Source organism: Cedecea sp. FDAARGOS_727 (genome assembly GCF_012273235.1).
GTDB classification, from domain to species: domain Bacteria; phylum Pseudomonadota; class Gammaproteobacteria; order Enterobacterales; family Enterobacteriaceae; genus Cedecea; species Cedecea davisae.
The window spans coordinates 2,270,903-2,284,167 of record NZ_CP050966.1 but is presented as its reverse complement, the minus strand read 5'-3'; the positions used below and the strand labels follow the sequence as shown (position 1 = coordinate 2,284,167).

The 13,265-nt window shown below is 56.6% G+C and carries 10 protein-coding genes; 1 reads left to right on the top strand and 9 read right to left on the bottom strand.

What is annotated here, in order from left to right; genetic code table 11:
• Positions 1–35: 35 nt before the first annotated feature.
• Genes aaeB through aaeX form a run of 3 tightly spaced genes read right to left on the bottom strand, consistent with a single transcriptional unit; the run spans position 36 to position 3,152 of the window.
• On the bottom strand, positions 36–1,997 hold the full coding sequence (aaeB, locus tag FOC35_RS10925; protein ID WP_172568895.1) for a p-hydroxybenzoic acid efflux pump subunit AaeB: 1,962 nt from the start codon (positions 1,995–1,997) through the stop codon (positions 36–38).
• A gap of 11 nt (positions 1,998–2,008) precedes the next feature.
• Positions 2,009–2,941 carry a p-hydroxybenzoic acid efflux pump subunit AaeA gene (gene aaeA / locus FOC35_RS10920; RefSeq protein ID WP_172568894.1) on the bottom strand — a complete coding sequence of 311 codons (933 nt, stop codon included), beginning with the start codon at positions 2,939–2,941 and terminating at the stop codon, positions 2,009–2,011.
• 7 nt (positions 2,942–2,948) lie between these two features.
• Complete coding sequence (gene aaeX, locus FOC35_RS10915) at positions 2,949–3,152, bottom strand: p-hydroxybenzoic acid efflux pump operon protein AaeX (protein ID WP_008454892.1); 204 nt, start codon at positions 3,150–3,152, stop codon at positions 2,949–2,951.
• Between the two features lie 177 nt (positions 3,153–3,329).
• Between aaeX and aaeR the strand changes: the two genes are divergently transcribed.
• Positions 3,330–4,277: an HTH-type transcriptional activator AaeR gene (aaeR, locus tag FOC35_RS10910; protein WP_016538419.1), complete on the top strand. Its 948-nt coding sequence runs from the start codon at positions 3,330–3,332 to the stop codon at positions 4,275–4,277.
• A 17-nt stretch (positions 4,278–4,294) separates the two neighbouring features.
• Here aaeR and tldD read toward each other — a convergent pair whose 3' ends face one another.
• The 6 genes from tldD to mreC form a co-directional block, all read right to left on the bottom strand.
• Positions 4,295–5,740, bottom strand: coding sequence for a metalloprotease TldD (tldD, locus tag FOC35_RS10905; protein ID WP_016538420.1), 1,446 nt, complete (start codon positions 5,738–5,740; stop codon positions 4,295–4,297).
• 85 nt (positions 5,741–5,825) lie between these two features.
• The gene (gene yhdP, locus FOC35_RS10900; RefSeq protein ID WP_172568893.1) at positions 5,826–9,638 is read right to left on the bottom strand and encodes an AsmA2 domain-containing protein YhdP; all 3,813 of its coding nucleotides are present in this window, start codon (positions 9,636–9,638) and stop codon (positions 5,826–5,828) included.
• Positions 9,639–9,684: 46 nt separating this feature from the next.
• Positions 9,685–11,154: a ribonuclease G gene (gene rng, locus FOC35_RS10895; protein WP_016538422.1), complete on the bottom strand. Its 1,470-nt coding sequence runs from the start codon at positions 11,152–11,154 to the stop codon at positions 9,685–9,687.
• Positions 11,144–11,737: a nucleoside triphosphate pyrophosphatase gene (locus FOC35_RS10890; RefSeq protein ID WP_016538423.1), complete on the bottom strand. Its 594-nt coding sequence runs from the start codon at positions 11,735–11,737 to the stop codon at positions 11,144–11,146. The genes rng and FOC35_RS10890 overlap by 11 nt, the downstream gene beginning before the upstream one ends.
• 9 nt (positions 11,738–11,746) lie before the next feature.
• The gene (gene mreD, locus FOC35_RS10885; RefSeq protein ID WP_016538424.1) at positions 11,747–12,235 is read right to left on the bottom strand and encodes a rod shape-determining protein MreD; all 489 of its coding nucleotides are present in this window, start codon (positions 12,233–12,235) and stop codon (positions 11,747–11,749) included.
• Positions 12,235–13,221: a rod shape-determining protein MreC gene (mreC, locus tag FOC35_RS10880; protein ID WP_016538425.1), complete on the bottom strand. Its 987-nt coding sequence runs from the start codon at positions 13,219–13,221 to the stop codon at positions 12,235–12,237. Before mreC ends, mreD begins: the two co-directional genes overlap by 1 nt.
• Positions 13,222–13,265 lie beyond the last annotated feature (44 nt).

Here is a 13,265-nt window from a genome sequence, read left to right as displayed (position 1 = left end):
CGACGCAGGCGTCGGCTCTTTTCCATTCGGATTAATCAGGCATTTATCAGAGTGTGCTGATATTTGTGCAATATATCGGCCAGCCGTTTCACCGGTTCGGTAACCTGGAGCGGCGCTTCCCACAGGCGAAGTTTCTCCTGATAAATTTCCAGCTCGCCCAGCAGTTGCTGATAGTAACGCTCACGTTTATCGTCGCTGCTGGCGGAGATCACTTTATCCGCCGTTTTACGCAACTGCCGGTGGAAGGCAGAAAGGTCATCATTCACCGGTATCGGCGCATCGCGCAGGCGCTGGTGCGCAATGATCAGCGTCAGCGCCAGGCGGTAGCGGTCGATATCGCCGGGGAACATATTCAGCAGCAGGAAGAGCTGCTGGTACAGAGCAGGTAAATGGTTCTGTTTGCGCCGTGCATTGTTGGTGGTCAGCGCCGAAACGGCGGCGGAGACAAACTGGTTCAGCAGCGTACGCCCGGTGCGCTCTTTAGAATTATCTCGGATAAGCAGGATAACCATCATCGCCAGGAAACAGCCGACGATTTGCCCCAGCGCGCTATCCAGGAAGCTGCTGAAGTGGAACGTCATCGGATTATCCAGCACGATAATGTTGATAGTCCCGGCCAGCGCCCCCATCGATCCCAGCCGCCGTTTCTGGACCTCAATCCCCATAAAGAAGCCCAGCAACGCAAGACTGATGCACAGCAGCAGCATACTTTGCTGGGTAGACGGCAGGATAACCAGGAAGTAAAGCGCCCCCAGCGGCAGCGCCACCAACATGCCGTACAGAAAATCGAGCGAAACCATGCGCGGGTTAGGCAAACGCATCGCCAGGGCAGTAACCACGGCAATCATCACCATCGCCCCGCTGCCGGATGTCCAACCGGTCCAGAGCCAGAACAGACTCCCCAGCACGCAAGAGATGGTGGTGCGCCAGAAGTTAATCATTGCGTGGTGGCGCTCCGCCGACTCTACTTTGATAACCGGCTCGCCGTTCAATACTTCCTCTTCCACGGCGCTCACCCGGCTGTTGCAGATAAAACCGCGTTTAAGCAGCAAAAATCGCGTGGAGGCGCCAACCCATGAACCGATAGTCACCGGCGTGGCCTTTTCGCCCATGGCGGAAATTGCGCGACGCAGTACCTTCATGCGCTTATAGACATCCGCCGCGGTTTCAACCGGCGTGGCGAACAGCATGCGGAACTCCGGCGTGACGTATTCAGGGCGAGTATTTTGAATAAGGAAGGTTTCGCAGGCCTGGGTAATCAAAGTCAGAGAGAGCGTGTTGATGGCCTTCAGGCGGCTATTTGCCTTCGACCAGCGGGCGGACTCCATATTCAAATTGCCGCGCATGCCGTTGAGCGCCGTGACCTTGCGCACCAGCCCGCTCCACGCTTTATCAACCTCTTCCTTGTCACCGTGGGCGATACAGAGCTGCATCAGCCGGTATTGATCCACCAGCAGATTATCCAGCTCCCGGTCGATTTCCTGCTTAATCGAGCGCGGTGAAAACAGCAAATCGGCGACGATTGCGCAGACAATACCGATGACAATTTCGCTGCAACGTTCAACGGCAAATTGCGGAGTGGTAAGCGGCGCGGCCTGAATAGTGATGACGATAATCAGAGCCGTATAACCAGCAAGGCCCCAGGCGTAGGAGTTTTCAACGCGAACAAGGGAGGAGATCCAGGTACAAAAACCGGCCCAGATACAGCACACCAGCAGCATGACAACCGGCGCCCGAATCAGCGTGATGATGATAACCAGCGCGGCGGCACAGCCGATAAAAGTCCCGATAATACGCAGCATGCCGCGATAGCGAATGGCCCCGGAGTAAGGCTCGCCGCCTGCCGCAAAGGCAGGCCCTGCGGCGACGATTGCCGCCGTCAACACAGCCCAGCGCGGGGTTTCCAGCTGAAACTGGAAGCCAACAAACACCGCCAACACAATGGCAAAGGCGAGTTTGATTGCAAAGCGGACGTGTAGCGTGGAGATGTTATACATAGGCGGCCAACTCAACCGAACTCACGCAGGCGGTGCAAGAGTTTGATAAACGCCGAATCGTTTTCCGCTTTCCGATCTTTCTCACCGGTGACAACGACGGTGGCGGTAGTCCCCGCCGGATACAGGTTGCCCTGCTGTTGATCAAGACGAATGCGTACCGGCACGCGCTGGGCCAGGCGAACCCACTCAAGGTTAGAGTCAACGGTCGCCATCCCTTTGGAATCGCTGGTGCTGCTGGCGTTGGTCACTCCGGCCGAGATGCTATCGACGCTGCCGCGCAGCACACGATTGCTGCCCAGCGGGGTAATCTGCACCCGGTAGCCCGGGCGAATGCCGTCAAGTTTGGTCTCTTCCATATAGGCAAGAATGTAGAAAGAATTCTGCTTCACCAGCGCCACGGACGTCGCGCCGCGATTAATAAATTCACCGGTATGGACGTTAAGGTTTGTCACCCAGCCGTCCGCAGGGGCGCGGATCACCGTGCGCTGTAAATCAAGTTTTGCAAGGTCGCGGGTCGCCTGAGCTTTATCCAGCTGATGCAGCACGGTTTGCAGCACGTTGTTCGACTGGTCTATCTCTTCGCGCGACATAGCCTGAATGCCGAGCGTGTTACGCCGACCGGCCTCGCGGCGCTTCTCGGATGCCAGCGCCTGGTAATAGGCCACATCGGCATCCGCCTGCTCCAGCGCCTTCTGGTAGCGCGGTTGGTCGATGGTAAACAGCACCTGGTCTTTCTTCACCAGCTGGTTGTCCTGCACGTCAACGGTGGTTATCAGGCCGGAGACATCTGGCGCAATCGCGACAACGTCGGCGGTAAAACGAGCGTCACGCGTCCACGGGGATTCGGTATAAAACACCCATGCGCGGAAGATAGCGATGAAGGCCAGCAGCACCAGCAAAAGCGTGATAGCGGTACGGGTTATGTTTCTTGTTAGTATTTTCACATCAACCTCAAACGAACAAACGCGAAATCAGATAAAAAAGGCAGCAATAGAGCGCTGTATTGAATAATGCCGGGTGCCAGACAAAATCATAGATGCCGGTTGGGGTCAGCAGCCGACGCGCCAGCCAGAAGGCAGCGAGCGACAAAATTAACTCGAAGAATATCGGCGGAAACGAAAGACCGAATATTACGATTACCGGAAATAGACTCATTTTAACCTTGATTAGATAATGCAGGCGGTACATAACTCGACGGTAAACCGCGACTAAGAGGCCAGAAAAGGCAAGCGAGCGCGCGGTATGAGTTAGGCTAATAATAATATATTAACGTAACTGTTACCCTGTTATCTATAATATGTGATCTAAATCACTTTTCACTCAGAGTTAACAATGGAACGACTTAAACGTATGTCGGTGTTTGCCAAAGTCGTCGAACTTGGCTCCTACACTGCCGCAGCCAGGCAGCTGCAAATGAGCGTCTCTTCCATCAGCCAGATTGTCTCAAAGCTGGAAGATGAGCTGCAGGTAAAACTTCTTAACCGCAGCACCCGCAGCATCGGCCTGACCGAAGCGGGAAAAATTTATTATCAGGGCTGCCGTAAAATGCTCCATGAGGCCCAGGAGGTTCACGAGCAGCTCTACGCCTTTAATAACACGCCTATTGGCACGCTGCGCATCGGCAGTTCTTCAACTATGGCACAGAATGTCCTGGCCGACATGACCGCCGAAATGCTGCGTGAACACCCGGGGCTAACGGTAAACCTTGTTACCGGCATACCGGCACCGGACCTGATTGCAGACGGGCTGGATTTGGTTATCCGCGTGGGCGCATTGCAGGACTCCAGCCTGTTTTCACGCAGGCTGGGTTCGATGCCGATGGTAGTCTGTGCGGCGAAAAACTATCTACAGCAGCACGGCACCCCGGAAAAACCCGCAGATCTGGCAAACCATTCGTGGCTGGAATACAGCATTCGCCCGGACAACGAATTTGAGCTGATCGCACCGGAAGGGATCTCTACCCGGCTGCTGCCGCAGGGGCGCTTTGTGACCAACGATCCGATGACGCTCAGCCGCTGGCTAAAAGCCGGAGCGGGGATAGCTTATGCGCCGCTGATGTGGGTGATCGACGAGATCAATAGCGGGCAGCTCGAGATCCTGTTCCCGCGCTACCAGTCCGATCCTCGTCCGGTCTACGCCCTGTATACCGAGAAGGATAAACTGCCGCTGAAGGTTGAGGTTTGCATCAACTATCTGACGCAATATTTCGTGAAGGTGTCGGAGCTTTATCAGGGCGTGCAGGGAAGAAACGGGAAGGCAAAACAATCAGGCCGGGGCTAGCCCGGCCTGAAGTTAAATCAAGCTGTACCGCCAACGGTCAGGTTATCCACCTTCAGCGTCGGCTGGCCTACGCCAACCGGCAGGCTTTGCCCTTCTTTACCGCAAACGCCAACGCCGTTATCCAACGCCAGATCGTTACCGACCATTGAGATTTGCTGCATGGTTTCAATCCCGGAACCGATAAGCGTTGCCCCTTTAACCGCCTTCGTTACCTTCCCTTTCTCAATCAGGTAGGCTTCTGAAGTGGAGAACACGAACTTGCCGGAGGTGATATCCACCTGGCCGCCGCCAAAGTTAGGCGCGAAAATACCGTAATCTACGGACTCGATAATTTCCTGCTGGGTGGATTTTCCGGCCAGCATATAGGTGTTGGTCATACGTGGCATCGGCAGGTGAGCGTAAGACTCGCGGCGGCCGTTACCGGTTGGCGCAACGCCCATCAGGCGAGCGTTCAGCTTATCCTGCATGTAACCTTTCAGAATGCCGTTTTCAATCAGTACATTGTACTGGCCCGGTACGCCTTCATCATCGATAGCAACGGAGCCGCGGCGGTTCATCATGGTGCCGTCGTCGACCACGGTGCAAAGCTCAGAGGCGACAAGCTGCCCCATCTGGCCGCTGAATACCGAGGTCCCACGGCGGTTGAAGTCGCCTTCCAGCCCGTGGCCTACCGCTTCGTGCAGCAGTACGCCAGGCCAGCCTGCGCCCAGCACAACCGGCAGCATACCCGCCGGTGCCGCAACGGCAGAAAGGTTTACCAGCGCCATGCGCACGGCTTCTTTCGCCCACGCATCGGCACGAACTTCACCGTTAGCGGTTTCGAGGAAATATTCATAGCCAAAACGACCGCCGCCGCCGCTTGAACCGCGCTCGCGTTTACCGTCATCTTCAACCTGAACGCTAACGGACAGGCGAACCAGCGGGCGAACGTCGGCAGCCAGGGTGCCGTCGGTGGCGGCAACCAGAATCAGTTCGTATACGCCGGTCAGGCTGGCGCTAACTTCCTGAACACGAGCATCTGCGGCTCGCGCCACGCTGTCTACGCGCCTCAGGATGTCGAGTTTCTCTTCACGGGTCATGCTGGTGAGAGGATCGGCGCTGGTGTAAAGCGCGCTGTGCGGCACGTTACCCAGAGTACGAGCGCGCCCGTCGCCCTGTTCGCGAACGATACTACGGGCGGCTTGAGCGCTTTGCTCTAACGCCAGCAGCGTTATCTGGTCGGCATAGGCAAACCCGGTTTTCTCACCGCTAACCGCACGCACGCCAACGCCCTGGTCAATATTCCATGAGCCGTCTTTAATAATGCGGTCTTCCAGCACCCATGATTCATGGTAGCTCGACTGGAAGTAGAGGTCGCCGTAGTCGAGACGGCGCTCGGACAGCTGGCCGAGAATGGAAAACAGATCTTGATGGGTTAAGCCATTCGCGGACAGCAACTGCTCACTTACCAGGTTCAGACTCATCGTTTCGCTACTCTTATTGCTTATCGCCCGTACGGCGAAGAATGTTTATCTATGGAGCTTGCGGCAATTAAACGTCGACGTCAAATCACTTGGCTTCGCTCACGCGCGGCTGACGCAGCACTTCATTGATTTGAGGTTTGTCTACCGGGCCGGTGATGCTGTAGCGCAGAACCGATATTTTGTTCCACAGCGGGCCAAGCACTTTACTGGCGGCAAAGACCGCCGCGCCGACAATTGGGTTAACGGCAAACGCAGCCGCAACGCCGACGGTAGCGGAGATTTCCGGCGCCACCACCGCTTCCATATTCAGCTCGCGACGCACTAAATCCACCGAGCCTTTCATTGCGATATCGGCCTCAAGCCCGTCCACCAGCGTATCATCGGTATGCAGCACGCCGTCTTTTATCCACGCGGTGCTGCGAATCGAGTCATAGTAGAAGCCGCTGCCGAAGGTATCGCTGAAGTCGAAGCGCAGCTTACGCAGCAGCGCGTCAAAGCTCACCAGGCGCAGCAGTTGCCCGGCGTGGCCGGTGCTGACATCGGTAATTTGCCCTTTACCAAATTTGGTATGCAGAATGCCGTTTAGCGAAGCTTCATCCGGCTTCCACGGCGCAGCCCGCCAGTGCAGGTCGTAATCCACGTCGAAAGAGGAGCCTTGCAGCGGCGTCTTCACGCCGAAGAAACCGGCCGCGGCGTCCAGCTTCTCGCCCTTGAGCCTGCCTTTCAGAGAGGTACGCTCGGCGCCGGGTTTGTTAACCCACTCTCCGTCGGCCGTCAGGCGGGCAAAGCCGGTATCCACCAGCCCGTTTGCCAGCTGGAGCGTGTCGCCATTGATTTTAACGTCACCGTCAATGCGGCCATATTTCTGCCCCCACAGCCAGCATTCGGCGCAGCGCAACTGCACATCTGGCCAGCCACGGAAGCTGATAGCGTTATCGCTTTCAGGCTGCAAAGGCGCGGGTGTCCCGCCGGACGTCGCAGGGGCGAGGGTCCAGGTTGGGTTGAAGTAGAGGTATTTAATGCTGGCCTGCCACGGCGCGTTGTTTTTCATGCTCAGCGAGGCGTTGATTTCGCGCCCCTGGGCCTCAACCTGAGTGCCGCCGATCGCCGGGCGGGAAACCAGGCTCAGGTTATGCCACTGCTGGCCGCCAAGCGTTAATGCCGGTGTCCGTAGCGTAATCGCCGAAGGGAAAGCGGCCGAACCGCCTACGCTGTCTGCGGCTCCGGCGCTAAACAGCGCCAACCATTGGGCGCCATCCATCGCGGGCAAATCAAGTTCAATACCCTGCTGCCCGGGCAGCGGAGGCACGGTCTTACTATCGGTGGTCCAAATTGCCCGGTCGAGCGTGAGTTTTTTATTTAACAACCAGCGGCTGGAGAAGTGGTTTAGCGACCCGGCATTGCCGGTTAAATCGAAGCTTTTTAAATCGCCCTTAACGGCAATATTGAGCGGCAGCGGAGTTCCGGCCTTCTTATCGACCGGCGCAGGTAAGTGACTGCTCACATTCTTCAGATCGCCCGCCAGATTAACTTTATAGCTGGCGCTTCCGCGGTAAGGCAGAGTAATACCCACATCGCCTTTCCACGCCAGGCTGCCGCCGATAGCGTCGTTGACCTGCTTAGGCAGGACGCCGGTTTTATTCGGCTGCCAGTCGCCGTTCAGGTTAACGCCAATCTGGTAATCTTTGTCGCCGGTTTTGGTATTGAAGTCCAGACTCACCGGCTGATTAAACCAGCTGGCGCTCAGCGTTTCGCTCTGCAAGTCGCCGTTGGTAAAGCTGAATTTGCCATTCAGGTTATGCAGCGTGCTGTTAAGCGGCTTGATAAGCAGCGTGTTGTTATTGAGCAGCACGTCGCCTTTGGCGATGGTCATTTCGCCGTTGAGCGGAATATTGAGATGTAAGCGAGCATTCACATCGCCGCCAACCTGTAGCTCATCAAGCGCCGCGGCCAGAGAATCGTCCAGCGGCGTATCCTTGAAATATGGCCCAACCGCGCTGCCCGGCCCGTTAATATCGGCATCGATCAGCAGCTTCTCTTTTGCATAATCGGGAATATTAGCCGTCAGCTTACTGGCCGTCACGCCGCCCAGTTTTACCGCATCGCTGTTCATCCACAGTCCGTTGTTGATGAAGTCGAGCGTGATGTCGAGATTCTCCAGCGCAGGCCAGTCCGGCTGGAAGGCAAATTTGGCGTTGCGTAGCGGAACATAAACCTCAAACTGGCCTTCGTTATGCTCGTACGGGAAGAGATGCGGGTTGCCGCCGTAGACCAGCGTAGCGTTATCCGCCTGGCCGCCCTGAATGGCCGAGCTAAGATAATCTGTCAGCTCTTTGCCCATCAGGTTTTCCGGGAAGTAGCGCCAGGCATCCGCGCCGTTAACAGTGCTGATACCGGCCAGGATACCGAGCCACGGGTCGCCGCCGCTCGGCTGGTAATAGCGGAAGTCGCCACGCGCCCAGACTGAACGCGCCTTCACATCAATGTTTTTACCGTCAAGCTGGAAGCCGTCGGCATTTTTCTGCCAGGCCAGCGTCGCCGAGCCTTTTTCAATTTCCAGCGGCGCGCGGAACACCGTCTCGTAAGGCATTTTTGCATCACTTACCACGGCATTAAGCTGGCCGTGAGGAATGCTGCCCGTCACCGAGCCTGAGAAGTTTTCCACGCCCGGCAACAGCTTCCACTGCTTCCAGCTTACAGTATCCCAGCGCGCCTGCATGCGGGTCTGCTCGGTTTGCTGAAGCGGGATATCAACCGCCAGCACATCGATATGCCCCTGCGGCTGCATCGCCGTCCAGATGTCGCCAAACTCGGGGGAGATTTTGGCGGCTATGGGCAGCAGCCCGTTGAATTTTTCCAGCTCCATATTGCTGGCGCGCACGCGTAGCTCATCGCCGCGCTGGCCTTCTTTGCCGCCTACATCCTGCGGAGCAATCCACGCGACTGAGAGTGAACCTTTCGGCCAGGCCTGGTCATCAAGCGTGATGTTGGTGGAAGGGATTGAAAGCTGCCAGCCGGACTTCTCGCGGCTGACCTGTGCCGTCAGGTTATCAACCGAAAGTCGGTGATCCGCGTTGTCGGTGCCCGGCCAGCTTGCGCCGCCCTTTTTTAGCCAGATGCTGCCGCCGCTGATATCGCCTTCTTTGACGTCCATCCAGGCTTCAAGGCTGAAACGGGCGCTTTGCAAATCCACGTTATCTTTCATCCAGCGGCCCAGCCAGGGCTTCACGTCCACGTCGTCCGCCTGAAGCCAGACTTTGCCGTTATTCAAAATGCCGTTTTCATCGCGCAGGTCCATACGCACGTTGGCGAGACCGTGCTGGCCGTTAAAGCTGGAAAGGCTGACCTGGCCCTCGGCGCGGTGGCGATTTTTGCCGTTGAGCCAGGTTAACTGAGGGATGGATAGCTCGGCGCGCTGGCCGGAAATCGTCAGAAAGCTAAGCGAGCTGTCCCGCAGATCGAAGTGATCGAACTGGCGCAGAAAGAGATCGCTAATTTTGTCGGCTTCGAGGGAGCCTTCGCCGCCGTTCTGGCTGAGCGGCGTGTTGGTACGCATCTGTAGCTGGTAAAAGGTGAGATCGCGAAACTGCCAGCGGGCATGCAGCAGGCTTTGCCAAACATCCAGCGCCAGGGTGACGCGTTTAATGCTAAGCGTGCCGCCGTCTTTCAGACCGGCGTGGATATCACGCACGTCGAGCGTTGGCCCGAAGTTCTCCCAGCTGGCCTGAAGATGACTGACTTCAACCGGCACGCCGGTAGCGGCTTCGATTTTATCCAGCAGAGCGGGACGCCAGGCATCCAGGTGCGGCAAAACGAGCCGCAGGCCGCTCACCAGCAGCGCGACGATAACAACCAGCGTTACGCCTGTGAGCAGCAGAATGCCGGGCAGTCGCCTCACCTTTCTCTCCTTGTCAGCCTTACGGGCAAAACGCGCATCCGCACGTTTACATCATTACGACGTCGAACTGCTCCTGATTGTAGAGCGGCTCTATTTGTACTTTGACCTGTTTACCAACAAAGATTTCTACTTCGGCCAGGGCGTGAGACTCTTCGCTTTTCAGCGCTTCCCCCACGGCAGGAGAAGCATAGACCAGGAAACGGTCGGAATCGTAGGCGTGATGCACGCGCACGATTTCACGCATGATTTCATAGCAGACCGTTTCGACCGTCTTTACCGTGCCGCGGCCGTGGCAGGTCGGGCATTCATTGCAAAGTACGTGCTCCACGCTTTCGCGCGTGCGCTTGCGGGTCATCTCCACCAGGCCAAGCTGTGAGAAGCCGTTAATGCTGGTCTTAACGCGATCTTTGCTCAGCGCCTGTTCCAGAGAATGCAGCACGCGGCGGCGGTGATCTTCATTGCTCATATCGATAAAGTCGATGATGATAATGCCGCCGAGATTGCGCAGGCGAAGCTGGCGGGCAATGGCCTGAGTCGCTTCGATATTAGTGTTAAAAATGGTGTCATCGAGGTTGCGATGGCCGACAAATGCCCCGGTGTTAATGTCCACCGTGGTCATTGCTTCGGTCTGATCGATAACCAGATAGCCGCCGGACTTCAGCTCGACCTTGCGTTCCAGCGCGCGCTGGATTTCGTTCTCGACATCATAGAGGTCGAAAATCGGCTGCCGCCCGCTGTAGTGTTCAATTTTGCTGGTCATTTCCGGCATGTATTCGGCGGTAAATTCCAGCAGCATTTCATAGGTCAGGCGGGAGTCCACGCGGATCCTGTCCAGCGCCGCGTCGGCAAAATCACGCAGCACGCGCTGGGCCAGCGCCAGCTCGCCGTACATCTGATAGCGGGTCTGATTGCGCTTCTTACGCTCGCTAACCTTGGTCCAGACGCGCTTCAGGTAGGCGGCATCGGAGGCCAGGTCTTCTTCACAAACGCCTTCGGCGGCGGTACGAATGATAAACCCGCCGTGCTCGTCGCAATAATCATTAACGATGCGCTTCAGGCGGTCGCGCTCGGCTTCGCTCTCAATGCGCTGGGATACGCCAACGTGGGAGGCTCCGGGCATAAACACGAGGTAGCGTGAAGGCAGAGTAATGTCGGTGGTGAGGCGTGCGCCTTTGGTACCCAGCGGATCTTTCACCACCTGTACCATCAGGTCCTGCCCCTGGCGAACCAGCTCGGCGATATCACGCACGCTGAAGTTCTTTTGCTCCTCACCCGCCACGCATTCGGTATGCGGCATGATGTCTGAAGCATGGAGGAAAGCCGCCTTATCCAGGCCAATATCTACAAATGCCGCCTGCATTCCAGGCAGCACCCGGCTAACGCGACCTTTGTAGATATTCCCTACTATTCCGCGGCGCGCTTCGCGCTCAATATGGATCTCTTGCAGTATGCCGCCGTCAATATAGGCTACCCGTGTTTCTGAAGGGGTAACGTTGACTAATAATTCAGCCGTCATCTTTTCCTCGTCCGTCACGCAGCGCGTGAAAATTGCTCAGCAACTCACCAGTTTCCACCAGCGGTAATCCCACCACTGCGTGATAACTGCCATTAATCCTTTTAACGAAACAGCCGCCAAGCCCCTGAATACCATAGGCACCGGCTTTGTCCATAGGCTCACCGCTGGCAATATAGCCGGCAATATCCTGTTCGGATAAGCTGCGAAACGTTACGTCGGTAACCACTAAAGTTTCCAGCACCTGGTTAGCGTCGGCAATCGCCACCGCCGTCATCACCTGATGCTGGTTGCCGGAAAGCAGGCGCAGCATCTGCGCCGCGTGCCCGGCATCCTTTGGTTTCTCCAGCACTTCGCCGTTAAAAATAACTATCGTATCCGCACCCAGTACCGGCAAATCCTGAGTCACCATCGCGACGCCTGCCTGAGCTTTTTCACGCGCCAGGCGGCATACATACTGCTCGGCGCTTTCATGCGGCTGGCGCTGCTCTTCAATGCCGGGAACCACACGTTCGAAGGAGACGCCCAGCTGGGTCAGCAATTCCTGACGGCGAGGCGAACCGGATGCCAGATACAACGTAGTCATATTTACCTTTTACTGCACAGCAAATTGCTGGCGAACTTTGCGCATTAACAGGAAAATCCAGGGCCACAGGATACCGTTAACTACACTACTCCAGAACACTTCCGGTCTGAAAGAGACGTTGATCACTAAAAATTCCGACCAGAAAACAATGATGTCGGTGACCAGCGAGAGCAGCATAACGACCAGCGCCTGCTGCCAAAGGGCGAGATTACGGAAAAGCTGGTATTTCAGCGCCACCAGGTAAGCCACAATACTTAATGATAGAGCGCGAACGCCAAGTGTGGAGCCACTTATCAAATCAAGTATGGCTCCCACGACGAATCCCGTTCCGACATTCACGCGGTGCGGCAGCGCTAAAATCCAATAAAGCAGAATCAGCAACACCCAGTCAGGCCGGTAAAACTTGAGGTCGTCCGGCCAGGGCATCACCTGGAGCAGCAGGGCAATCAGGAATGAAAGCCAGACGACCCAGCGGCCCTGACTACGATAACTTCCCACTACTGAGCTCCCGTAGCAGGCTGGGTAATACCCGTCGCTGGTGCAGGCACCGGCGCTGGCGGCCCCATAGAGCCAGGCGGCGGCAGAACCTGCGGCATCATCTGCATCAGGCGTTCGTTCGCCACGCGGTGAACTTCTTCAGGCGGCATCGGCGAAACGCCGTTTTTATCCGAACCCCAGAGCAGCAGCAGATAGCGCAGGCGCTGCAAACCGGCGGTAGGGCGAGCCTGAATCACGGTATAGGCGCGCTGAGTATCCAGCTTGACGGAGGAGACGACGGCAACCGGGTAACCTTCAGGGAAACGCCCGCCGAGACCAGAGGTCACCAGCACGTCGCCCACGCGGATATCGGTATTTGCCGGCAGATGCTCCAGCTGTAAATCATCAGTACAGCCGTTACCGGCCGCAATGACACGAATGTCGTTACGCAGTACCTGAATGGGCAGCGCGTGTGTGGCATCGCATATCAGCAGCACGCGGCTGGTTAACTTAGCCACCGCAATAACCTGACCGACAACGCCTTTATCGCTGATAACCGGCTGGCCTTCGTAAACGCCGTTTACGCTGCCCTTGTCGATAACCACCTGATCGCTGTACGGATCGTTAACGGTAGAGATGACCTGAGTCACCATTTTTTGCTCATCCTGGCGCAGCGGAGAACCCAGCAGCTCGCGCAGACGCGCGTTCTCCTGCCGGTATTGACCCAGCATCAGTAATTCGCTGTTTTTCAGGATTAACTCCTGACGCAGAACCCGATTTTCAAGTTCCAACTGGTCGCGTGACGCCAGCGTCTGAGAGACGCTATCGAGTAATTCACGGGGACCATTAGAGACAAAATAGAAAGGACTGACGGCAGTATCCATGTACGTTCTGATTTGGCTGAACGTACCGAGGCGGCTGTCGGCGATAATGACACCAAGCGCCACCAGCACCGCCAGGATAAGGCGAATCTGTAGCGACGGGCCACGGCTGAAAATTGGCTTCATAGGCTATGCGTATTCCCAAACCAGCAAGCAGGGGCAGCCGGAAG